This is a genomic window from Oenococcus alcoholitolerans (assembly GCF_051852995.1).
Taxonomy (GTDB): Bacteria; Bacillota; Bacilli; order Lactobacillales; family Lactobacillaceae; genus Oenococcus; species Oenococcus alcoholitolerans.
Genome location: NZ_CP176042.1, coordinates 1,024,584 through 1,046,695 on the forward strand (window position 1 = coordinate 1,024,584; position 22,112 = coordinate 1,046,695).

Below are 22,112 nucleotides of genomic sequence, written 5' to 3' on the forward strand. Positions count from 1 at the left end.
GATCAAAACAGGTTTTAAAAATTAGTCCGCTGTCGTATAAACAGCTAAAACATCATCATTATCTTCTAATTCATCGATTAATTTTTCAAATTTCTCGCGATCTTCTTCTGGAACATCGACACGGTTTTGCGGGATCATGGTGATTTCAGCTTCTTCGAATTTGTAGCCTTTTTCGGACAAAGACGATTCGACCGCTGCAAAATCAGTTGGTTGTGAATAGATTTCAAACGCATCATCAGATGTCTGTACATCTTCAGCACCAGCTTCGATCGCATCATCCATGACTTGATCTTCCGTTAAATCAGGATAATCTTCTCTGCTGATGACAAAATGTCCGCGGCGATCAAATTGAAAACTAACCGAACCGCTTGTACCTAAAGAACCGCCGTGATGGTTAAAAGAATTTCTAACAGCCGAAACAGTCCGGTTGATGTTATCAGTAGATGTCTCAACTAATACAGCAATACCGCCGGGGGCATAACCCTCATAAGTAGCTTCTTCGAACTTAACGTCACCGGCACCGGTAGCTTTATCCAAAGCCCGTTGAACGTTGTCTTTGGGCATATTGGCCGCCTTAGCCTTTTCCATTACAAGCCGAAGACTGGCATTAGCAGATGGGTCGGCGCCGCCGTCTTTTGCTGCAACATATAAGTCGTGACTAATTTTTTGAAATATTTTTCCGCGCTTAGCATCTTGGGCGTTTTTCCGCCCTTGAATGTTGTGCCACTTACTATGACCTGACATTTCTACTCCTTACAAAAATACCATTCAATTTTACGATTTTTCTCCCAAATAGGCAAGCTTATCGACAATTGTATTATACAAAAATATCTATTGATCGAAAAAAAATCGGGAAAGAAAAAACAGCCTACTACTATATAAGAAAGACTGAGTAAAATAGATTATTCGGTTATCGATAAGAATATTTTAGCGGTGGATGAAAACAGCAACTGCTGCCAAGATCACGATCAAGGTGACTATCGCTACTAAAACTTTACATTCTTTTTTTTCGATCTGATTATTTTCCATAACAAAAATCTCAACTCAAACAATTCTAGCGCAAAAACAAACTTTTGCAAGCAAAATAATTGTCAAAATGAACCTTTCCCTATATAATTGTATGAGGTAATTGCATTAGTAAAAAATAAAGGACACCTTGCGCCGGTGTTTTTTATTTTGCAGTTCAATAATATTCACTGCTATCAGTTATAATGTGATTAATGATTCTCGTATACTTTGCCATTTTGATCTTAATAATTTATTTTTCCAGCCATTATTTAGCTGAGTATGCCCCTTATATCACGATAATAGGTATTTCCATTTTTCTTTTGATATTTTTTGTGACTTTTTGGTGGCTCTTTCTTATTATTGCGATCGCAGCAGCAATTTGGATCTATTTTCACCGCCGGCGTACTGACCATTTTCAAGAAAACCAAGAAGATGGACCAGATATATTCAATAATGTCGACGGATCCGATGACTTGCCGCCGAAGGATGTTACCCCGCCTAATAATAAAACTGATGATAATGATCCCGATTAAGGGATTTTTTATTTATTGATTTCGTAGTTTTATAAACTATAATAACTAGTGTTTAAAACTACATGAGGTTTTAAAAAGAATGGAGCATTAAATGAGTGAAAAAATCGCCCTGCTGTTGGATTCGTGTTCCGACGCACCTAGTTTTTTGGATAAAAGAGAATACGTGAGGATAATTCCTTTGCTCATCCACTGGGATGGCAAAACTCTGCGCGACCGGATCGATATTCAGCCTAAAGAATTTTATAAACGTATCAAAAAGGGTGATGATTTGCCAAAGACTTCCAGTCCAAAAAGCGGCGATATCCTGGAAAAAATAAGGGACCTCAAGGAGGCCGGCTACCAAAAAATAATCGCTATAACTATTTCCAGCGGTCTCTCAGTCACCTTTAATCAAATAAAGATCGCTGCTGAACAAGAAAAAAGTGTTGAAATCGCAGTGATCGATAGTAAAAGCATCGGTATCGGCAGCGGTCTTTTTGCAGCTTATGCTGATGATCTGATCCAAAAAGGGTTTGATTTTGACGAGATCGTAAAAAGATTGGAAAAAAGTGTTCCAACCAGTAAAATATTTTTCTACATACCAACATTGAAATATCTCAAGGCCGGCGGCAGGATCGGCAGAGTAGCTGGTATCGTCGGTTCGGCCCTGCACATAAAACCGATCATTTCGTGCGATCCTCAAGGCATTTACTACACAGCAGCTAAAGTTAGAAGCGAGAAAAAAGCGGTTGATAAAATGCTGGAGCTGGTCGGCCAAGCCGCTGAGGGGCATCAGGATTTTCGTTTCGGTTTAGCTCAAGGAGACAATCCTGAGCTTTTAAAGTATACCTATGATAAAATCAAAAAACTTTATCCTGATAAAATCATTTACCAAGGCGATGTCTCCCCTGCTTTAGGTGTCCATACCGGACCCGGTCTGATCGGTATCGGCATTCACATCGATAAGTGATAAATTATTTATGAAATGTTAAAAAAAACGACCAATAAATTACCAGAGTGGGATCAACTGCCGAATTTCGATATTTATCTCGACCAGCTATTGGATATCACCAATCAGTATATTTACCCGATAACCGGTGAAAAAATCACCAAAACGATGATGCACAACTATACGAAAGCTGAGGTGATCATGCGGCCGGACAACAAAAAATATGGTCGGATCCATCTAGCCGGAGCGATCATCGTTTCCCTGCTAAAAAGTGTTTTTTCTTTAGAAATGATAAAATCCGGTTTTAAATTAGAGCTTGATCACGGTCCCAGTCAGCAAGTCTACGATTTTTTTATAAAAACTTTCAACGATCTATACGAACAAAAAGATTTTACAAATATGCAAGAAATTTTATCAAAATCGCGGCCAAATGCCGAGTTAGTCCAGATCGAAGCCAGTTTGGCAGTTATCTTTCGTTTTAGGGCGATTTCTACTGTTAAAAAAATCACTAAATGATAACATAATCAAATAACGGAGGAAGGCATGCCGAGAAAAACCAGTGATGACCTAAAGGAGAAATGGGATCTATACGACCGCAATATGAATATTTGCGGGAAACAGACCAGATCGGACAAGGTCGCAAAAAACCTTTATCATCTGACAGTCTCTGCTTTTATTTATGATCAAAACGATCGAATCCTCCTGCAAAAGAGATCGATGCTAAAACTCAACCATCCGGGCAAATGGGAGGCATCGGCCGGCGGATCAGTGATTGCTGGAGAAAATAGCTGCCAGGCTATTAGGCGGGAAATAAAAGAAGAATTAGATTTAAATTTAAATGTTTCAGAAAACGATTTTTACCTGCGGATTTTTAAAAAAGATTGGATAGAAGATTGGTACGCTGTCCAAACTGATTTAAATTTCAAAGATATTCATCCGCTTTCAAGCGAGGTTCAGAAAGTAGATTTATTTAATTTCAAAGACGCACAGACAAAATTGAAGGAAACCGGCATCACGAACAATCATAAGGAATTACTTGAGTCGTTTAAAAAAATCAAGATGAACGATCGTTTTTGACCCTCTCTTTATCAGTAAATAAAATTTTTTCCGTGAGGACTGAAAGTAGATGAAAAAAATGCATCCATCCCCTGTCTTTAACCTGAATATCATTTTTTTACAATTAAAAATGCTTTTAAGGCCGCTTAGAAAGACATTCATTCTTTTTAAAACGGCTTTTTTGTTTTGATCCTTTTTCCAAAATAAAAACCTCTACGATTTGGCGTTAAAACTGGTTCGAGTCCAGTTGGGGGCGTTAGCCTTCGGCTAAGAATATTGGAATATTTTGGAAGGGAAAATTAATGGGAAACGTAAAAAACTTTTTTCATAAAAAATTATATAAAAAAGGAAAAAATTGGATCGTCGCAGGTATATTATCAAGTACCTTGATATTATCTGCAGGTTTTAACCTGCCGCAAGCAAAGGCAGCCGACTTAGACTCGAATACAAGCGTCGAACAAAAAAAGGTCACGGTCGATACCGCAAAAGATCAGCCAAATGAACAAACAGCAGAAAACAACACTGATCAAAAAGACAGCTCCACAGGCAGCCAGGATCAGCAAACAGCTCAACCTGCGGCAGCTTCCAATAATTCGGACTCCAATAATAAAGAAACAAAGGAATCGCAGCAAACAAATCCACAGCCCGTTTTAAAAAATCAGTATAAAGAAGAAAATGGCAAATGGCTGTATTTTAAAGAGGATGGTACTAAAGCTTACGGTCTACAGACGATCAATGGACAGCAGCAATTCTTTGATGAAAACGGTTATCAGTTAAAGGGGGGTTTTCAAACAGTTGCTGCAAAGACCTACTATTTCGATGCTGACAGCGGAAATGCTTTAACCGGTTTAACAAAAATCAATGACCAATTATATTTTTTCAATCAGCAAGGACAGCAGCAATTCGATTCTTTTACTGATGACCAGCAAGGAAACAGCTATTATTTCGATCAAGCCGGAAAAATGGCCACCGGCTTAAAAAATATTGACGGAAAAAATTATTATTTTGATCAGCAAGGGCATTTACGCAAGGGATTTTACGGAGTTTTCAATGGACAGGTACTTTATTTCGATAAGAATACCGGCCAATCGGCTGATATATCAAAATCGAATTTAAAAGAAGGTCTGACCACTCAAAATAGTGATTTCACAGAACACAATGCCGTTAATTCGACCAGAAGCGAAAACTTCGATAATTTAAATGATTATCTGACCGCTGAATCCTGGTATCGGCCTAAAGATATTTTAAAAAATGGGCAGCAATGGCAAGCAAGTCAAGAAAGTGATTTCAGACCAATTTTGATGAGCTGGTGGCCAAATAAGAAAACTGAAGTTGCTTACCTAAATTTTATGAAAAATAACGGTTTTATCACTAAAGAAAACGATTTTTCTACTGATGAAGAAATTATTTTTTTGAATCAAGCCGCTCAGGCAGTACAAGTTCAGATAGAAAGAGAAATCAGCCGTACTTCTTCAACTGACTGGTTAAGAAAATTGATAAATGATTTCGTTGACAGCCAGCCGGCTTGGAATCAGCAAAGCGAAGATCCGGGCAATGATCATTTACAAGGCGGTGCTTTAACATATGTCAACAGTCCGCTGACGCCGGATGCAAACTCTAACTTTCGCCTGCTCAATCGGACTCCGACCAATCAGACTGGAAAGCCGGCCTACACTACCGATAATTCCTTAGGCGGTTTTGAGCTTTTGTTAGCAAACGATGTTGATAATTCTAATCCGGTAGTTCAAGCTGAGCAGCTGAACTGGCTGCATTATTTAATGAATTTCGGTTCGATAACTGCTCAAGACCCAGATGCTGATTTTGATGGTATCAGAGTTGATGCAGTCGATAACGTCGATGCAGACCTCTTGCAGATCGCAGCCGATTATTTTAGACAAAGATATCAAGTCGACAAAAATGATAATATTGCCGACAAGCATCTCTCGATCTTAGAGGATTGGAGCCACAACGATCCTGAATATATTGCTCAAACAGGCAGCGATCAATTAACGATGGATGACTACATGCACACTCAATTGATCTGGTCGCTTACTAAAGCTAATGATATTCGCGGAAAAATGGATCGCTTCATGGACTACTACATGGTCGATCGCTCTTTAGATGACGGCAGCAAAGACCAGATCGCCAACTATTCTTTTGTCCGCGCTCACGATAGCGAAGTCCAAACGGTCATTGCACAAATAATCTCTGACCTCTATCCTGATTCCGGCAGCGGATTGATCCCAAGCCCTGAACAACTAGAAGCCGCCTTCAAAGTTTATCGGCAAGATATGACCGCAGCCGACAAAAAATATACTCAGTTCAACATCCCAAGCACCTATGCAATGCTGCTGACGAATAAAGATACTGTTCCTAGAGTCTATTATGGTGATCTGTATACTGATGATGGCCAATATATGGCAGAAAAATCACCTTATTTTCAAGCAATCAACGCACTTTTGAAAGCCAGAATAAAATATGTAGCCGGCGGCCAGACCATGTCAGTTGATAAAAATGACCTTTTGACCAGCGTTCGTTTCGGTAAAAATATCGAGCGTGCCGACCAAAGCGGTGATCAAGGAAGCAAAACTCAAGGTATCGGTTTGATCGTCGGCAATAATCCTTCGCTAAAATTGTCAAACGCTGATCAAGTCGTTTTGCATATGGGCATTGCTCATAAAAACCAAGCTTATCGTGCTCTGCTACTGACCACTCAACAAGGCCTGCTTGTCTTCGATGGCGACCAGGGCGCACCGATCAAATTCACAAATGATGATGGGGATCTTATTTTTGATCAAAAGGAAATATATGGTGTCCAAAATCCACAAGTTTCCGGCTATTTAGCTGCTTGGGTACCATTAGGTGCCGGCGATCAGCAGGATGCCCGCAGCAGCGTCAGCGAAAAAATATATCAAGACGGGAAAGTTTTCCACTCAAATCCTCTGCTTGATTCTCAGCTTATTTATGAAGGATTTTCGAATTTTCAAGCTTTTGCAAATAAACCAGAAGAATATACAAACGCCGTCATCGCCAAAAAGGTCGACCAGTTCAAAAATTGGGGTGTGACCAGTTTTCAATTAGCACCGCAATACCGTTCAAGCAGCGATAACAGCTTTTTAGATTCGATCATTCAAAATGGATACGCCTTCACTGATCGCTATGATCTTGGATTCGACAAACCGACCAAATATGGCGACGTTCAACAATTACGGACAGCGATCAAAGCTTTGCATGCTGATGGTATCCAAGCGATCGCTGATTGGGTCCCGGACCAAATTTACAATTTGCCGCAAAGCGAGCTGGTGACCGTCGACCGGACAGATTCATACGGCAGACCGCTTGAAAGCTCCGAACTTCAAGATACCCTTTACCTTGCTTATTCAAAAGGCGGCGGAAAATATCAATCTCAATACGGCGGAGCTTTTTTGGATCAGTTAAAAGAACTCTATCCGGAACTGTTCACGAAAAAACAAATTTCTACCGGACTCGCTATCGATCCAAGTCAAAAAATCACCGAATGGTCGGCGAAATATTTCAATGGATCCAATATTCAAGGCCGCGGTGCCTCTTTTGTCTTATCGGACAGCAATCATCAATACTTTAAAGTTTCGTCCAATGATAATGATCAATTCTTTTTGCCAAGACAATTGACCAATGATATTTCTCAGACCGGTTTTTTCCAAGATGAAAAAGGAATATCATTTTATTCAACTAGCGGTTACCTGGTCAAAAATAGTTTTATTACTGATGACCAAAATAATTATTACTATTTCAACAACGAAGGCTATATGGTAACTGGTCCGCAAACAATAAATAATAAGAATTATTTTTTCCTGCCGAACGGGATCGAATTACAAAATGTGTTCCTCAAAAACGACCAGGGCGACATCTATTACTACGGACCAAAAGGTCAACGGGTAGCCAATACTTACATCACCGATCAAGTCGGCAACAGTTACCGTTTTGATGCGGACGGTAAAATGATTTTCGGCCGCTTAGCTCAAATCGACGGCCACGTTCAGTACTTTGATATGGACGGTGTACAAGCTAAAGATGCATTTATCACAGACCAGTCGGGAAACCTGCGTTATTTTGAAAGCGGAAATGGCAACTTGGCCGTCAACGAATTCAAACAGCTGGCATCGGGAAGCTGGGTATATTTTGGTTCGGATGGTCTGGCTGTTAAAGGAATGCAAACGATCAACGGCCGTCAACTTTATTTTGACGAACAGGGAAAACAGGTAAAAGATGCTTTTATAACCGATGCTTATGGTCACCAGTTTTATTTCAACGGAACGACCGGAGATCAAGTTAAAAATGATTTTATTTATAGCTCTTCAGCTTGGTATTTCGCTGATGAAAACGGTCAGCTGCAAAAAGGCTTTCAAACGATCAATGGAAAAGTTAAATATTTTGATCCGCTGACCGGTCAGATGCAAAGAAACAAGTTCATTCGCCGTGATGATGGCAATTGGTTTTATTTCGATGATGCCGGCGATGCTGTTAAAGGATTATTAAAAATCAACGATCAGTTGAATTTTTTCCGTAATAATTTCACACAAGTCAAAAATGATTTTGCCATCGATCAGGAAAATCAGCGTTTATATTTCTTCAACGGAACCCAAGGCAGTTTGGTTACAAATGATTATTTTTCAGAGGACAAGATCCATTGGTACCACACTGATGAAAATGGTCAGCTGCAAAAAGGCTTTCAAACGATCGACGACCAGATCCAATACTTTGACGATGATGGGGTGCAGGCCAAAGATGCTTATATTTTCGACCCAGTCAGCAATAAATGGTACTATTTTGACAGAAAATTAGGTAATGGAAAAATCGTTGATAAAAATTTTTAAAATCATTGACGTTTGATAAACTCAGCGATTCCATTAACTAAAATTCGACCATTCGTATCTGGAAAGTTAGGATACGGATGGTTTTTATATCAATTATTATCTTGAACAACGAAAGCCGAGCAATACGAACATTTGTTCTTTTCTTATATAAAATTACTGAAAATACCTTTGCAATTAAAAAAAATAAGCGTTAATTTTAATTTGTATCATTTAAATAATAAATATATGGAGGTTTCTATATGGCAAAAAAGAAAATCGTGATCGTCGGTGCCTCTCATGGCGGCCATCAGTCTATTCTCGAACTGCTGAGTCGTTATGACGATGTCGATATCACTTTGTTTGAAGCGGGAAACTTTATTTCATTTATGTCCTGCGGAATGGAATTATACTTAGAAAACAGCGTTACTGATGTCAACGACGTGCGTAATTTCAGACCTGAAAGTTTCCCACAAGAAAATGTTCACATCTTAAATAACCATCAAGTCACCAAAATAAATAGCGATAAAAAAACTGTTTCTGTTACCGATTTAAAAAGCGGTCAAACTACCGAAGAAGCATACGACAAGTTGATCCTTAGTTCAGGTGTCAATCCAAAATCATTGCCGATCCCTGGTAAAGATCTTGAAAATGTCTATCTGATGCGCGGATATGATTGGGCAACAAAAATAAAATCTAAATTAGAAGATCCGAGTGTTAAAAACATTACTGTTGTCGGTGCCGGTTACATCGGTATCGAGGCCGCCGAGGCTGCCACCAAAGCCGGTAAACATGTAAATCTTCTAGATGTTATCGACCGCCCGTTGGGAACTTACCTTGATTCTGAATTAACAGATGTTTTGAGTAAGCATCTTGCCGATAAAGGTGTCGAAGTTCACACCGGTGTTAAAATTTCTGAATATAGCGGTAAAGACAACAAAGTTCAAGCAGTCAAAAGCGATCAAGGTGATTTTCCAAGTGACGTCGTTATTCAAGCTGCTGGTGTTCAGCCAAATACAGATTGGCTGAAAGGAACAGTTGATCTAGATGCTCGCGGCTGGATCAAAAACGATGAATACTTAAGGACCAATCTTCCTGACGTATATGCTATCGGTGATGCAACGCTGGCTTATTCGGTCGCTGCCGGTAAAAAAGTTCCGATCGCACTAGCAACCGTCGCTCGTCGTGAAGCTCGTTATTTGGTAAAACATCTTTTTGAAAAAACTCCTTCGGTTCCTTTTGCAGGAGTAGTCGGTTCTTCAGCTTTGAGCGTTTTTGATTACCATTTTGCTCAAAGTGGGCTTAATAGTTTCACTGCTGGCCGTGCAGAGGTCAAGACAGCTAGTTCATTCTATGAAGACACTTTGCGCCCAAGTTATGTTCCAGCGGAAAAGGGAAATCCAAAAGTCTACGTAAAACTGTTCTTCGATCCTGAAAGTCACCGTCTTCTCGGCGGGGCCGTATTATCAACATACGATATTACAGCTCAAGGCAATGTTTTAGCTCTTGCCATCCAGCATCAGCTAAAACTTGAAGATCTAGCGGAGGCTGATTTCTTCTTCCAGCCCGGTTTTGATCGTCAATGGAGCCTGCTCAACTTAGCTGCTCAGCATGCTTTAGGCGAAGTAGAATTCACAAGAAAGTAAAAAAATAAACCGGGGTCTTTAGTGATCTCGGTTTTTTATACATTTTTTTGGTTGCAGACTAGAATATCTCGACTGATATCGCTTAGTTTTATTGCAGCCATTTTTTGTTCAGCTGCTTTTTGGATCTGATCATAGAAATCTCGCAAGACCGGTTGAATATTACGTCCAACTGGACAATCAAGATTTGTTTGCGGATCAACATGCAATAATTCATGTACTTCATCGATCGCTTGATAGATATCAAGTAACGATATTTCATCAGAAGGTCGCGCTAACTTCACTCTGACGGTTCCAGGCTGTGAAACCAAAAGTCCCTTTTTTGTCAATTGCGCCATCGATCTTCGTACGAGACTTGGATTTGATTCAATACTGTTGGCAATAGCCGAACTGGAAAGGTCGCCATCTTTAAAAATATCAATATAAGTTAAAACATGAATAGCGTCGCTTAGTTTATGTGAATATTTCATCGTTATTTTAATAGTTCCTTGACTGATTCTGCCAAGCTCGGCAATTGTCCGCCCAAAACTTTTTCCAGATCATTTGAGGCCACGGCTAATTGCCGGTTACGAACGATATCGGAAATTGCAATGATACCATCGATTTGTTTTTCACCGATTCCTTGAGAAGACAGCTGTTTTCGATAGCCTTGATCATCGACCTCTTTGATAGCAAAATTCTGTCCTGAAATATTCTTAACAGTTTGTGCTAATTCACGATAAGTCGTCAGCGGTCCGGCAAATTCGTAAATCTTCTGAGGATCCAAAAAAGACAAAACTCTAGCAGCTGCCTGCGCATAATATTTTTCCAGTGCCCAGCCCACTTGACCGTCAGCCGCCGAATAGATAAAATCAGCTCCCTTGGCCGATGCTTTGATCGCAGCTGCTTCGTTTTCCAAATACCAATTATTACGCAAAAAACTATAGCCTAAGCCTGCTTCTTCGATTAAATTTTCTGTTTTTATGTGATCCTGAGCAAGAAAGGCGCTCGATTTTTGGGCATTGGGAAAACTTGTGTATGCAATATAAGATACACCGGCAGCCCTAGCAGCAGAAATAACATTTTTATGCTGATCGATCCGCGCCACAGCTCCGCCGGGTATCGATGAGATGAATAATAGCCTATCGATCCCCGAAAAGGATGATTGCAAGGTTTGTAAATCGTTGTAATCAGCCTTTTTTATATTCTTTGCGTCAGGAAAAATTTCAGCAGCCCGATCAAGGTCCCGTGCTAAAATGACAATATCGTCTTTATTAACGATTTTTAATAATTCTCGATAAGCTTCTTGCCCAAAACGGCCAGTCGCAGCAGTTATCCCGTAAATCATATATATATTCTCCTCATCCAGTTACTTTATAAATAACTTGTTATTTATAAAGTAACACTAATCAATAAATTAAGCAATTTTTTAAAATGGCAACTTCAAAAATAAATAACAATTTAAAAAAGAGAAGCTTCCCGTTGATGGTTAGCCCCTTTACCTCACAATTAGGATCAGCCGTCTATATGATGGGTTTGAACTGGACCTTAGTCAAATCGACCGGCAACACGCAGATCCTCGGTAATATTGAAGCGGCAGGCGGACTGGCCTTTTTAGCCGGCGACATCCTGGTCGGCAGTTTGGTCGATCATCACGATCGCAAAAAAGTATTGATATGGACTGATTTGATATCATTTATTTTTTGTTTGCTAGCCAGTTTCATCTATCAAGACAGCCATCCGCAAATTTGGCTTTTAACGATCGTAACCTTGATTTTGAATATGATGTTAGCCATCAATTATCCTGCATCCAAATCGATCGCCCCAGAAATAATCGCCGAACCAAGTATTCAATCTTTTAACGCTGCCACTAATACCCTGTTTAATTTTGCCAATATTCTTGCACCAATGATCGGCGGTCTGCTCCTTGCCTTTAAAAATATAACTTTCAACGATTTTTTACTGATAAACGGTCTGACCTTTCTTATTGCGGCCGGACTAAATTCATTGATAGTCTATGACTTTAAGCAAAAAGAAACAGACAGCGATCCATCGAGTCAGCAAATTGCACAGCAGTCGGTTTTTAAGTACCTATTTCAAAAATCAGAATTAGTAAAATTAATAATTTCAATGGGAGTATTAAACTTATGCGCCTCTGGCATGCTGTTAGTGAGTCCTTACATCGCTAGTCATTTTTTTGGTGAAAGTTCAAACAATTATAGTATCTTCTTAGCAGTGTCGGCCGTTGGCGGCTTGATCGGCGGCACCAGTCTTTATCTGCAAAAAAAGAGTGTCACTGCGCAGCAATTATGGCAGCAATTGATATTTTTCGGAATGATTCTCTTTTTTAACGGCCTACTGGTAAACTACTATCTTTGGATCGCCATTGCTTTTATTTCAGGAATTTTTCAAGCTCGATTTTTTGGCAGTATCCCTACTCTGATCCAAGGGAATACTGATTGATCATTTTTAGGTCGAGTATTCGGTATCGTTTTTCTCTTTTTCGATGGTATTCAACCATTCGGCAGCTTCATTTTTGGACACATCATAAAAATAACTTCCTATTTCACCTACTCGATGATAGGCGCCATACTAACCTTGGCATTTTCCTTGATGCTTGTATTGAATAATTTTAAAAAAAATAAGAATAAATGACCTACTCGTGCAGCTCGATCGGCAATCCGTCCGGATCAAAGCAAAAGGTCATCTTTTTACCATTAAAATCGTCTAAACGTATTTTTTCGACTTTAACACCTTGTTTCTGCAAAAAAACAGCGGTTTGCTTAACATCATCAACAGAAAAAGCTAAGTGCCGCAATCCCTTTGCTTCAGGAAAAGTCGGCCTCTTTGGTGCTTCTTTTTTGATAAAAATCTCCAATTGAATGTCGGCTTTAGACACATTTAAGATCGTATCATGCTTTTCTGGCCGGGAATGACAGCTATTTTCCGAAAAACCAAGTATATTTTCATAAAAAATACGTGTTTTCTTTAAATCACCAGCAATTATAGCGATATGATTTAGACCTTTTATATTCATATTCTGCCTTTTTTAATCTTTATTTTATTTATCGGCAATATTATATATCTATCAGCCGAACAGCTGAATATCGGAGAAGGATCATGAAATTAAACAATACTATCAAACTACTCAATAAATTTCATAACGAAAGAAAAAACGGCCTAAATCTGAACTCCCAAAAGCCGCTCTTGATTGATTACTTTTTCCGTATCGGCAACTACGTGATCAATTTTCGACCTGTATACAGTTATAGTCTAGTTAGAGTAAAGGCTAATCATCGTCGTTATTAAAATATCAATAATAAAAACAGCTCCTTTGATTTTTTATCAAAGGAGCTGTTTTTTTAATTAAATTCCTCATACTCATTAGGATCTTGATTTTCGATCCTGCCATCCAGACGATTTAAATTGTTAATATTATTCATTTCGTCTTCAGTCAGCGAAAAATCAAAAATATCGATATTCTGACGTTGATGGTCCAAACTGCTGGATTTGGGAATTGGTAAAATACCTCGCTGATAATGCCAGCGCAGAATTATTTGACCGGCATTTTTATGATACTTTTCCGAAAGATCAGTAATGATTTTTTCCTTTAAAGCATCACTGCCGCGGCCTAATGGACTCCAAGCCTCAGTCAAAATGCCGCGTTCATTATCAGCATCAAGAGATTCCTGATTGATCCAATAAGGATGCATTTCAACCTGATTTACAGCTGGCGTTACACCGGTCTTATCAATTATTTTATCCAAATGTTCCGGCAAAAAATTAGAAACACCGATAGATTTAACCAAACCCAGTTTTTGAGCATCTACCAATGCCTGCCAAGCCTCTGAATAAAGACCTCTTTTCGGTAAGGGCCAATGGATCAAATAAAGATCAAGATATTCAGCACCAATACGATAAATGGATTCTTGAATGATCTTCAAAGCATCTTCGTAATGATGATATTGCCCGGGTAATTTAGAAGTGACAAAAAATTCGGATCGCGGCATTCCGGAACGGCGAATAGCTTCTCCGACAGCACCTTCGCTGTCATAATTAGTTGAAGTGTCAAGTAGTCGATAACCATCGTTGATCGCCGTTAAAATTTGATTGACACCAGCACCTCCGCGAATTTGATAAGTACCTAATCCGATCGCTGGGATCAAATTTCCATCATTTAATTTTCTAAAAGGAATCTCTGCTTTATTCATAAATTTCTCCTCAATCAACTAATTATTAGCAAACTTTTCTGAATCATCCCATTTATCGATAGAATCTTTTTGACCATTAGGATTATGCCAAAAGAAATCATCATACCAAAGACTTCTTTTTTCTTGATCTAATTCATTTATAGCATCAATATCACCATTATCGAGCTTAAAGTCATCGATCTGACTATTTTCAATGATCCGTTCTTTATGAGTCGACTTAGGAATAGTGACGATACCCTGCTGATAATTCCAGCGCAGAATAACTTGCGCACTGGTTTTGCCATACTTGTCAGCGATTTTGCCGATCACCGGGTCATTCAGAGAACTGCCGCCGCCTAATGGCGACCAAGCTTCTAATTGAATACCCGCTAAATTCAACAGTGGACGAATATCCTTTTCCTGATCGATAGGATTAAACTCCAGCTGATCAACAGTCGGAACTATTTCAGCACGGTCAAGCACACGTTCCAGCCTTTCCTTATCAAAATTAGAAACACCTATAGCCCGGATGCGGCCATCACGATAAAGTTTTTCCAATGCTTTCCAAGTATCCAAATAACGGCCATCGACCGGCCAATGAACCAAATAAAGATCAAGGTAGTTAAGCGAAAGTTCCTTTAACGTTTTTTCAAAGCCTCTGAGAGTTGAATCGTAACCCTGGTCGCCGTTAAAAACTTTGCTAGTTACAAAAAGATCTTTTCGATTCAACCCCGTTTTGGTCAAACCGTCAGCTATTCCCCGGCCGACACCGAATTGGTTTCCATATTGACGTGCGGTATCGATCATCCGGTAACCATGCTGGATCGCTTGACTAACAGAATTTTTAGCATCTGTATTAGAAGAACGCCAAACACCTAAACCAAAAACCGGCATCAAGGTGCCATTATTAAGATTAGTTTTTTCATCTAAAACTGTTTTCATATATTTGTGATCAGACCCCCGTTACTTTATTTTTTGAAAAATGATCAATTTGCCAGTCTGTCTATGATCGCTGTATTAAAAGCATCCAGATCAGCTGGAGTTCGGCTGGTTATAAGATCATGCTTTTTATCGATTACGACCGGTTCATCTTTTACCCTAGCACCAGCATAATAAAGATCACGGCGGACTGTCAGATAAGCTGTCAAAGTCAACTCAGAAGCCAGGCCTGCTTGAATAAAAAGCTGCGGACCATGGCAAACAGCAAATACAGGTTTGTTTGCCAACAAGAAATCTTTGACTAAATCAACAAAACGATCATCAGCTCGTAATTGATCAGGTGAAAAACCGCCAGGTATCAAAAGAGCGTCATAATCGCTTATTTTAAGGCCATCGATCGATTTATCAACGTCAAACTTATTACCATGCTTGCCGATTATTTGTCTGCCCGCCTGCTTTTCTACTAAATCAACGGTATGGCCTGCCTCTTTTAATTTTTTGACCGGTGAAGACAATTCGATATCTTCGACATCATTTGTTGCAATAGCAATAATTTTGCTCATTGGTACCTCCTTATTATTTTTAAAATGCCTGCTTATTTATTATAAGAAATAACTTTTACAAAATCGTTTCACAAAAAAACTCTAATCAAAATTAGAGTTTTTCGACTATCGATCGATTTAATTTGCTTTCTATCTTAGAGATCGTCTGACCATTATTATCATACATGGTGCAATTTATAAATAAACGGTCACTAATTTCTGGACCCTTATTTATTTTAAGCAGATCATCGACCATCGACACTGGTATATCGTCATCAAAGTCGATCCGTACAACAAAATCAGGATCTTTTTTCGCCTGCTCGATCAGCTGGTCCAATAAACGTTTTTGTTGAGGAGTGAGTTTGTTGATTTGTTGAAGAATATTTTCCATACTAATTAATTTTAAATGTTTTTTGACCAAAAAATAAAGAACTGCAACCCAGCCAGCCATAAAAAAACGGCTATCCAGTTCCAAAGCGGGATCGAGTAGCTTTTAAAATGGCTGCGTTCTGCCTGTTCGCTAAAGGCATGGGATTCCATCCCTTTTGCCAAACTTTCCGACCACCGCAAAGAAGTCAGAATAGCTTTGAAAAATAATTGAGGCGACCAAAAATGCAAAATCATCCCCCGCATCATAGCTGCTGACTTGATTTTTTTCACCGTTTGAAAAACTTAGGGAATAAAATTAAAAGCACCCATAAAACCATAAGTAAATTTGGCCGGTAAATGGCAGTTCTGGTATAAAGAGTCGAGCAATTCACTAGTATCGATAGTGAAGGTCAAATAAGCACCGAGCCAGACCAAAGCATAGATACGGCTCGAGTAAAGCCATGTATTGTAAAGATAATCACCGCTTCCATGCATATAAAAAGACAATCCGGTACCAAAAGCAGGTATCAAAGGCATCAAAAGCAGCCAAAGAATTTTTTTAAAAGACGATCTTGCAAGCAGCAAAAGCAGCACACTGATCGATAAAACATAGAAATTAGCATATATACTTCGATTAAGCGATAATTCTAAACTCATAAAAAGTACCAGAAAAAATTTAACTGATGGATTCATTCTCAAGGATGCCTTCTTTATAATTTATTTTTTTATGCTCAAATGATAGATGATAATCAAAATATTTATCGATCCCATTCAACTGATGGCTTATCATGATGATCGTTTGCGATTGGATCTTTTGCAGCTGACTAACGATTTCCATAACGACACGAACTGATCTTTGATCGAGGCCGGCTAGCGGTTCGTCCATTAATAAAATCTTCGGTGCCAGAATCATCATTTCCAAAATCTGCAATTTTTTCTTTTGGCCACCAGAAAGTTGGTAAACGACCCGATCTGATAATCCTTGGAGCTCCAGCAGCGACAAATATTTTTCAACAGTTTTTTTATTCCAAAAAGCAGAAAAAGTCGTTGCTTGAAGGCTTAGCATCAGTTCCTCTTTGACAGTCATCTTGACATATTGATCCTGCGGGTCCTGAAATAAAAGCACACATTGCTGAACATATTTTTTTAAACCGATCTTTTTGATCTGTTGATCTTGAAAATAAATACTGCCCTCAAAATCATGCAAACGAACAAGGCTTTTAAAAAAAGTGGATTTGCCGCAACCGTTCGGTCCAGTCAATAGAACCATTTTATTTTTGAAAATAGTCAAATTCTCGCTATCGATCAATCTTTCAAAAGAATTATCGATCGTCAGCGATTCCGTTTTTAAAAGCGGCAGCTGATGTTCCGGTGATGAAAATTCTTTTTTGAAAACTAAAGTTCGTTTAAAATTCGCAAAAAAGTTTTGAAGATCATTTTCTTGATACAGTTTTCTATCTTCGATCCGGTAAAGATGATCAGCCAGTGTCTCATAACCGCTTAGATCATGATCGCAAATAAGGATCGTCTTGCCTTCAACAAGCTGCAATTTTTTTAAAAGCAGTAAAATAGCCAATCTGGATCGACGGTCGACATTAGCAAACGGTTCGTCCAAACAAATGATGCTGCTATTTTGCAAAAGTGTGATCGCAAGCGCCAATTTTTGTAATTCACCGCCAGACAGCGTATCGATCTGCCGATTTCTTAATTTCTCGATCCCGATCTTTTTTAAAACGGCATCTATCCGCTCTTCGAATCGTACCGGCGGGCAATCAATATTTTCTAAAACGAATTTCAGTTCCTCATCAGCCGTCCGCATTGCAAATTGATCAGCTGGATTTTGAAATAGCATACCTACTTTTTGTGCCCTTAAAGAAGGATCTAGCTGATCAGGTCGTTGGCCGTCAAGCAGAACCCTTCCTGAAATAAGATGACCGCCGTACTTGGGGTAAAAACCAGCCAGCAAAGAAAGAAAAGTAGATTTGCCGCAGCCGGAACGACCGTAAAGCAAAGAAAAACTGCCTTTTTCAAGTTTGAAATCGATATTATCAAGAACTGCTGACTGATCTTTTTTATAAGCAAAAGTTAATTTGTCAGTAATTAAGTCGGTCATAAAAACTCCCGGTCATTCTTTATCAAGACCTGATCTATCAAACAATTTGTTGATCCAATAAACCAGTACACCAGCGAAAAAACCGATCGAAATAAAGCGGGCAGCAAATAAAGCTGACAAATAACCGATCTTGTAGTTCATATATCCTTCGCTCAAAAGACTCCAAGCAAAAGTAACGATCGTACTTGTGATCGTTGATAGCAAGAGTGCCATTTTGCCAAAACTGCGATAACCGCTGATCGCAAACCCTAACTCATTGCCGATTCCTTGAATCAAACCGGATAAAATAGCGCCCGCACCGAATTGGCCGCCCATCAAAGCTTCGACTGCCCCGCCAAGTGTTTCAGTGATAGTCGAGGCACCGATTTTTTTAGTCACGACTGCTCCTAAAGGACCAGCGATCATCCAAAGGCCTAGCAGCAGCTCGTTTGCAAAGGGTCCAAATCCGATCGCGGTCAGACCGGCTTTTAAAAAATTGTAAATAATGTCGGTGCCAAAGAAAATGGCACCACAAAAAATCCCGATCAAAGCAACAAAAATAATATCACGCAGAGAATAACTAAATTTTTTCATAAAAAAATCCCTTCTTTTTTCTGATCAGCTAAAAGAAGGAACGCACAAAATAACAAGAAATATTTAAAATTGCCGAATATCTTCCTTCGCAGGTCTTAGCCAAACAGGTTCAATGGGTAAAATCTCAGCCAAATAGGCACCCCAGATATTACGCAAAAAATTTATAAAATTTGATTTGCATTTTTTAAACTAACATAGTTTTTCAAAACAGTAAAGAAAATAAAAAAACTTGTGACCAGAAAAAAATTATGATATTCTCAAACTAAATTAAAGATCCACTAGGGGTGCCTGTTCGGCTGAGACGACTATGTCGATCCCTTTGAACCTGATCTAGTTAAGACTAGCGTAGGAAAGTGGCCGAATCTCTTTTTCTTTAGCCCCTTTTCGATCAAAGAGGCTTTTTTAGTGGAAGAAAAGAGTAATGATGTCACTTTCAGAAGAGTTAAAGAAAACAGCCGAGCCGATCTTAGCGGCGATAACGAAGCATCCGTTCGTTACGGGTATCGGTCAGGGACGAGTTCCTAAAGAAGCTTTGTGCTTTTACGTCGGCCAGGATTATCGCTACTTGACCGAGTTCATTAAAATTTATGCTTCAGTCATCAGCAAGCAGCAAGATAGATCGGAAATGAAATTTTTCGCTGACGCTATCGATTTTATTTTAAACAGCGAGATCCATCCCCACCATGTTTTCTGCAGAGCTGCAGGTGTTGAATACAGCAGTCTGCAGCACGAGCAGCCTTCGCCAAAAGCATATCTTTATGAATCGCATATGCACCAAGCAGCCGAAACCGGACAACTGATCAACATTATTGCTGCTCTTTTGCCTTGTCCTTGGACCTATCAAGAAATAGCCGATAAATTAGTTAAAGAAAATAAAAATAACGATGCCAATCCCTTTAAAGATTGGATCGATTTTTATGCAGCTGCAGATCAAAAGGAAGACGATGCTTCTTTGACCAAAAAGCTTTTTACGAAATTAGACGATTTGGCAGAAAAATCCTCCGCTGAAGCGGTCAAACAAGCAAAAAGATTTTTCTTGATCAGCTGCGAACTTGAATGGGAATTTTGGCAGCAGGCCTATTACCAGCAAGATTGGCAGTTCTCAAAAATAATCAAAGGAGAAGATTAAATGATCCAATATCCACAGACCCTGACGATCGCCGGAACTGATTCAGGCGGCGGAGCCGGTATTCAGGCAGATATAAAAACGATGCAAAGCTGTCAGGTTTTCAGTACTAATATCACTATTGCCGTTACAGCCCAAAATACACTTGGCGTACAGGCCGCTTTTGGTCTCCCTTTAGAAATGATCGATAAACAATTTTCTTCTATTTTTCAAGATTTTGAAATCAAGGCGGCTAAAACCGGCATGCTTTTCGACAGAGAGCACCTATTGAAAACGGTTGAAAACATTGAAAAATTCAAGATAAAAAATCTCGTTGTCGACCCCGTCATGGTTGCCAAAGGCGGCGCTAGATTACTGACACAGGATGCGGTCAAAGCAATGATCGAAAAGTTATTGCCGCTGGCACTAGTAGTCACTCCGAATCTTCCGGAAGCCGAGGTCATCGCCGGCTTTAAAATCGATTCAAAAGAAAAGACGATCGCTGCGGCCAAAACAATAGCAAAGAGCGGTGCTAAAAACGTTTTGATCAAAGGCGGCCATCAAGACAGCGATCTGATCTATGATTATGTCCTTTTGGAAAATGGGGACAGCTATTGGCTCAAGGCACAGCGATATCACACCATCCGAACGCATGGGACTGGAGATACTCTATCATCAGCGATCACCAGTGCGCTGGCAAAAGGATACAGTGTGAGAGCAGCGATCGATTTTGGAAAGAAATTCGTTGATAAAGCTATTCAAGAAACAATTTTAGTCGGTCACGGGCATGGCCCGCTAAACCATTGGGCAGCAGCGGAGATCGGACATGAAATTTAAGAAAAAATTTTTAGAAAGCTATTATGTGGCCGGCAGCCAAAACTTTGATGGTGATCAAGGAGCTTTTTTAAAAAGGCTTGATCAGGCATGTTCTTCAGGCATAACCATGTTTCAATACAGAGAAAAAGGACCGGGATCATTAACTGATCCAGCACGTATCGACTTGGGAAAAAGAGCCAAAGAAATCACTGATCGATATCAAATACCGTTCGTTGTCGACGATGATCTGCAATTAGCCATTCAATTAGAAGCTGACGGTATTCACATCGGTCAAAAAGATGAACCTGTTCAACAGATCGCAGCTCCTGCTTTAAAGTCGGGGATGTTTATCGGTTTATCAGTAAGCGACCCTGAAGAACTGCAAAAAAGCGGTGATATCAACGGTGTGAGCTATTTAGGCAGCGGACCGGTTTTTGCGACCAGCAGTAAAAAAGACGCGCACCAGCCGATCGGGATAAACGGTTTAACCGTTTTAAAAAAACTTGTAAAAATACCGATCGTCGCTATCGGCGGTATCAATCCAGACAATGCCGCGGAAGTTTGGAAAAGCGGTATCGACGGCATCTCAATTATTTCAGCAATAAGCAAAAGTAAAAATCCAACTTTAGATATTGAAAGGATGAAAAAACATGACTGATAAAATCTTGCCGATCATCAAAAAAATAAGAAATAATAACCCGGTCATTTTAAACATTGCCAATTCGGTCACCCAACAACACGTTGCCGACGCAATAAATTATATTGGTGCCTCGCCGATCATGTTTGACGACCCCGATGAAGCCGAAGACCTTATGCAAGTCGCTGACGGTCTCAGTATCAATTTAGGAACCCCGAACGACCATGTTTTTAAAAAAGCTCTCTTGGCTGGTAAAAAAGCAAATCAAGCGGGCAAACCGATCCTGGTCGATCCGGTCGCCGTTTCTGCGTCAGCGACAAGACAAAAATTTTTTACCGAACTATCGCAAGAGATCGATTTTTCTCTGATACGCGGCAATGCTGCTGAAATTGCGGCTATTTGCAAGCAAACCTGGAAAAGCCGCGGTATCGATGATAACGACCAAAATGCAAACACCGCTGACAAAATCGCCTTAGCCGTCAGAGCCGCCAAAACATTTGCTTGTGCAGTATTTATATCTGGACAAAAAGATATTATCAGCGATGGCAGAGATACTTTCGTTGTCAGCAACGGCAACAGCCAATTAAAAACGAATGTTGGCAGCGGCGACATGCTGGACGGTATTTTGACCAGTGCGTTAGCAGTAGAAAATTCTTTAGTTTCAGCAGCCTCAGCCAGTGCGATCTTATCAATTTCAGCTGAAATCGCGGCTGATAAATATCCTGATAAGCCGATGTCTTTTTTGGTCGAGCTATTCGATCAACTAGCAAAAATAGACGACGACGTCATTCTTAATAAAATAAATCTGTCTAAAAATACAGCAATTTAAAAAACCTCCGGATATATTTT

At 39.6% G+C, this 22,112-nt stretch carries 23 protein-coding genes and 2 riboswitches; of the genes, 11 read left to right on the forward strand and 12 right to left on the reverse strand.

What is annotated here, in order from left to right; translation table 11 throughout:
* Positions 1-21: 21 nt before the first annotated feature.
* Entirely contained in the window at positions 22-744 is a 723-nt protein-coding gene (locus ACKP2L_RS05815; protein WP_439424925.1) for a YebC/PmpR family DNA-binding transcriptional regulator, read from the reverse strand.
* A gap of 476 nt (positions 745-1,220) precedes the next feature.
* Here ACKP2L_RS05815 and ACKP2L_RS05820 point away from each other — a divergent pair, with 476 nt between their 5' ends.
* From ACKP2L_RS05820 to ACKP2L_RS05845, 6 genes are all read left to right on the forward strand, one after another.
* Positions 1,221-1,541, forward strand: a complete 321-nt coding sequence (locus ACKP2L_RS05820) for a hypothetical protein (protein ID WP_439424926.1) — start codon at positions 1,221-1,223, stop codon at positions 1,539-1,541.
* Between the two features lie 91 nt (positions 1,542-1,632).
* Positions 1,633-2,490, forward strand: a complete 858-nt coding sequence (locus tag ACKP2L_RS05825) for a DegV family protein (protein WP_439424927.1) — start codon at positions 1,633-1,635, stop codon at positions 2,488-2,490.
* 15 nt (positions 2,491-2,505) lie between these two features.
* Positions 2,506-2,985, forward strand: coding sequence for a DUF1836 domain-containing protein (locus ACKP2L_RS05830; protein WP_439424928.1), 480 nt, complete (start codon positions 2,506-2,508; stop codon positions 2,983-2,985).
* Between the two features lie 27 nt (positions 2,986-3,012).
* Positions 3,013-3,546 carry an NUDIX hydrolase gene (locus ACKP2L_RS05835; protein ID WP_439424929.1) on the forward strand — a complete coding sequence of 178 codons (534 nt, stop codon included), beginning with the start codon at positions 3,013-3,015 and terminating at the stop codon, positions 3,544-3,546.
* Between the two features lie 281 nt (positions 3,547-3,827).
* Positions 3,828-8,381: a glycoside hydrolase family 70 protein gene (locus ACKP2L_RS05840; RefSeq protein WP_439424930.1), complete on the forward strand. Its 4,554-nt coding sequence runs from the start codon at positions 3,828-3,830 to the stop codon at positions 8,379-8,381.
* A 239-nt stretch (positions 8,382-8,620) separates the two neighbouring features.
* Complete coding sequence (locus tag ACKP2L_RS05845) at positions 8,621-10,003, forward strand: FAD-dependent oxidoreductase (protein WP_439424931.1); 1,383 nt, start codon at positions 8,621-8,623, stop codon at positions 10,001-10,003.
* Positions 10,004-10,038: 35 nt separating this feature from the next.
* On the opposite strand, the gene ACKP2L_RS05850 is transcribed toward ACKP2L_RS05845, so the two are convergent.
* Positions 10,039-10,470, reverse strand: coding sequence for an Rrf2 family transcriptional regulator (locus tag ACKP2L_RS05850; RefSeq protein WP_439424932.1), 432 nt, complete (start codon positions 10,468-10,470; stop codon positions 10,039-10,041).
* Between the two features lie 2 nt (positions 10,471-10,472).
* Positions 10,473-11,327 carry an NAD(P)H-binding protein gene (locus ACKP2L_RS05855; protein ID WP_439424933.1) on the reverse strand — a complete coding sequence of 285 codons (855 nt, stop codon included), beginning with the start codon at positions 11,325-11,327 and terminating at the stop codon, positions 10,473-10,475.
* Positions 11,328-11,413: 86 nt separating this feature from the next.
* Between ACKP2L_RS05855 and ACKP2L_RS05860 the strand changes: the two genes are divergently transcribed.
* Positions 11,414-12,442 (forward strand): MFS transporter, encoded by a 1,029-nt coding sequence (locus ACKP2L_RS05860; protein WP_439424934.1) that lies wholly within the window; start codon positions 11,414-11,416, stop codon positions 12,440-12,442.
* A 193-nt stretch (positions 12,443-12,635) separates the two neighbouring features.
* Here ACKP2L_RS05860 and gloA2 read toward each other — a convergent pair whose 3' ends face one another.
* The 9 genes from gloA2 to ACKP2L_RS05905 all read right to left on the reverse strand — a co-directional run bounded on the left by gloA2 (position 12,636) and on the right by ACKP2L_RS05905 (position 18,705).
* Positions 12,636-13,016 (reverse strand): SMU1112c/YaeR family gloxylase I-like metalloprotein, encoded by a 381-nt coding sequence (gloA2, locus tag ACKP2L_RS05865; protein ID WP_439424935.1) that lies wholly within the window; start codon positions 13,014-13,016, stop codon positions 12,636-12,638.
* Between the two features lie 325 nt (positions 13,017-13,341).
* Positions 13,342-14,190 (reverse strand): aldo/keto reductase, encoded by an 849-nt coding sequence (locus ACKP2L_RS05870; protein ID WP_439424936.1) that lies wholly within the window; start codon positions 14,188-14,190, stop codon positions 13,342-13,344.
* Between the two features lie 18 nt (positions 14,191-14,208).
* The gene (locus ACKP2L_RS05875; RefSeq protein ID WP_439424937.1) at positions 14,209-15,111 is read right to left on the reverse strand and encodes an aldo/keto reductase; all 903 of its coding nucleotides are present in this window, start codon (positions 15,109-15,111) and stop codon (positions 14,209-14,211) included.
* A 44-nt stretch (positions 15,112-15,155) separates the two neighbouring features.
* Positions 15,156-15,671 (reverse strand): type 1 glutamine amidotransferase domain-containing protein, encoded by a 516-nt coding sequence (locus ACKP2L_RS05880; RefSeq protein WP_439424938.1) that lies wholly within the window; start codon positions 15,669-15,671, stop codon positions 15,156-15,158.
* Positions 15,672-15,762: 91 nt separating this feature from the next.
* Positions 15,763-16,041: a hypothetical protein gene (locus ACKP2L_RS05885; RefSeq protein WP_439424939.1), complete on the reverse strand. Its 279-nt coding sequence runs from the start codon at positions 16,039-16,041 to the stop codon at positions 15,763-15,765.
* Positions 16,042-16,052: 11 nt separating this feature from the next.
* The gene (locus tag ACKP2L_RS05890) at positions 16,053-16,310 is read right to left on the reverse strand and encodes a hypothetical protein (RefSeq protein WP_439424940.1); all 258 of its coding nucleotides are present in this window, start codon (positions 16,308-16,310) and stop codon (positions 16,053-16,055) included.
* A gap of 12 nt (positions 16,311-16,322) precedes the next feature.
* Entirely contained in the window at positions 16,323-16,712 is a 390-nt protein-coding gene (locus ACKP2L_RS05895) for a hypothetical protein (protein ID WP_439424941.1), read from the reverse strand.
* Positions 16,696-18,132, reverse strand: a complete 1,437-nt coding sequence (locus ACKP2L_RS05900; RefSeq protein WP_439424942.1) for an ABC transporter ATP-binding protein — start codon at positions 18,130-18,132, stop codon at positions 16,696-16,698. The genes ACKP2L_RS05895 and ACKP2L_RS05900 overlap by 17 nt, the downstream gene beginning before the upstream one ends.
* A 12-nt stretch (positions 18,133-18,144) precedes the next feature.
* Positions 18,145-18,705, reverse strand: coding sequence for an ECF transporter S component (locus ACKP2L_RS05905; RefSeq protein ID WP_439424943.1), 561 nt, complete (start codon positions 18,703-18,705; stop codon positions 18,145-18,147).
* 64 nt (positions 18,706-18,769) lie between these two features.
* Positions 18,770-18,859: riboswitch (TPP riboswitch) on the reverse strand.
* 116 nt (positions 18,860-18,975) lie between these two features.
* Positions 18,976-19,074, forward strand: a riboswitch (TPP riboswitch).
* A 55-nt stretch (positions 19,075-19,129) separates the two neighbouring features.
* On the opposite strand from ACKP2L_RS05905, the gene tenA reads away from it, so the two are divergent.
* The 4 genes from tenA to thiM are packed head-to-tail and all read left to right on the forward strand — an operon-like array spanning position 19,130 to position 22,092.
* On the forward strand, positions 19,130-19,834 hold the full coding sequence (tenA, locus tag ACKP2L_RS05910) for a thiaminase II (protein WP_439426212.1): 705 nt from the start codon (positions 19,130-19,132) through the stop codon (positions 19,832-19,834).
* Entirely contained in the window at positions 19,835-20,647 is an 813-nt protein-coding gene (gene thiD / locus ACKP2L_RS05915; RefSeq protein ID WP_439424944.1) for a bifunctional hydroxymethylpyrimidine kinase/phosphomethylpyrimidine kinase, read from the forward strand.
* A complete protein-coding gene (gene thiE / locus ACKP2L_RS05920; protein ID WP_439424945.1) occupies positions 20,637-21,284 on the forward strand; it encodes a thiamine phosphate synthase in 648 nt (215 codons plus the stop codon). The genes thiD and thiE overlap by 11 nt, the downstream gene beginning before the upstream one ends.
* The gene (thiM, locus tag ACKP2L_RS05925; RefSeq protein WP_439424946.1) at positions 21,277-22,092 is read left to right on the forward strand and encodes a hydroxyethylthiazole kinase; all 816 of its coding nucleotides are present in this window, start codon (positions 21,277-21,279) and stop codon (positions 22,090-22,092) included. Before thiE ends, thiM begins: the two co-directional genes overlap by 8 nt.
* The last annotated feature ends 20 nt before the right edge of the window (positions 22,093-22,112 follow it).

Coding starts and splice junctions, on each gene's coding strand:
- ACKP2L_RS05815 (WP_439424925.1), bottom strand. CDS start 744: ATGTCAGGTCATAGTAAGTGGCACAACATTCAAGGGCGGAAAAACGCC.
- ACKP2L_RS05820 (WP_439424926.1), top strand. CDS start 1,221: ATGATTCTCGTATACTTTGCCATTTTGATCTTAATAATTTATTTTTCC.
- ACKP2L_RS05825 (WP_439424927.1), top strand. CDS start 1,633: ATGAGTGAAAAAATCGCCCTGCTGTTGGATTCGTGTTCCGACGCACCT.
- ACKP2L_RS05830 (WP_439424928.1), top strand. CDS start 2,506: ATGTTAAAAAAAACGACCAATAAATTACCAGAGTGGGATCAACTGCCG.
- ACKP2L_RS05835 (WP_439424929.1), top strand. CDS start 3,013: ATGCCGAGAAAAACCAGTGATGACCTAAAGGAGAAATGGGATCTATAC.
- ACKP2L_RS05840 (WP_439424930.1), top strand. CDS start 3,828: ATGGGAAACGTAAAAAACTTTTTTCATAAAAAATTATATAAAAAAGGA.
- ACKP2L_RS05845 (WP_439424931.1), top strand. CDS start 8,621: ATGGCAAAAAAGAAAATCGTGATCGTCGGTGCCTCTCATGGCGGCCAT.
- ACKP2L_RS05850 (WP_439424932.1), bottom strand. CDS start 10,470: ATGAAATATTCACATAAACTAAGCGACGCTATTCATGTTTTAACTTAT.
- ACKP2L_RS05855 (WP_439424933.1), bottom strand. CDS start 11,327: ATGATTTACGGGATAACTGCTGCGACTGGCCGTTTTGGGCAAGAAGCT.
- ACKP2L_RS05860 (WP_439424934.1), top strand. CDS start 11,414: ATGGCAACTTCAAAAATAAATAACAATTTAAAAAAGAGAAGCTTCCCG.
- gloA2 (WP_439424935.1), bottom strand. CDS start 13,016: ATGAATATAAAAGGTCTAAATCATATCGCTATAATTGCTGGTGATTTA.
- ACKP2L_RS05870 (WP_439424936.1), bottom strand. CDS start 14,190: ATGAATAAAGCAGAGATTCCTTTTAGAAAATTAAATGATGGAAATTTG.
- ACKP2L_RS05875 (WP_439424937.1), bottom strand. CDS start 15,111: ATGAAAACAGTTTTAGATGAAAAAACTAATCTTAATAATGGCACCTTG.
- ACKP2L_RS05880 (WP_439424938.1), bottom strand. CDS start 15,671: ATGAGCAAAATTATTGCTATTGCAACAAATGATGTCGAAGATATCGAA.
- ACKP2L_RS05885 (WP_439424939.1), bottom strand. CDS start 16,041: ATGGAAAATATTCTTCAACAAATCAACAAACTCACTCCTCAACAAAAA.
- ACKP2L_RS05895 (WP_439424941.1), bottom strand. CDS start 16,712: ATGAATCCATCAGTTAAATTTTTTCTGGTACTTTTTATGAGTTTAGAA.
- ACKP2L_RS05900 (WP_439424942.1), bottom strand. CDS start 18,132: ATGACCGACTTAATTACTGACAAATTAACTTTTGCTTATAAAAAAGAT.
- ACKP2L_RS05905 (WP_439424943.1), bottom strand. CDS start 18,705: ATGAAAAAATTTAGTTATTCTCTGCGTGATATTATTTTTGTTGCTTTG.
- tenA (WP_439426212.1), top strand. CDS start 19,130: ATGTCACTTTCAGAAGAGTTAAAGAAAACAGCCGAGCCGATCTTAGCG.
- thiD (WP_439424944.1), top strand. CDS start 19,835: ATGATCCAATATCCACAGACCCTGACGATCGCCGGAACTGATTCAGGC.
- thiE (WP_439424945.1), top strand. CDS start 20,637: ATGAAATTTAAGAAAAAATTTTTAGAAAGCTATTATGTGGCCGGCAGC.
- thiM (WP_439424946.1), top strand. CDS start 21,277: ATGACTGATAAAATCTTGCCGATCATCAAAAAAATAAGAAATAATAAC.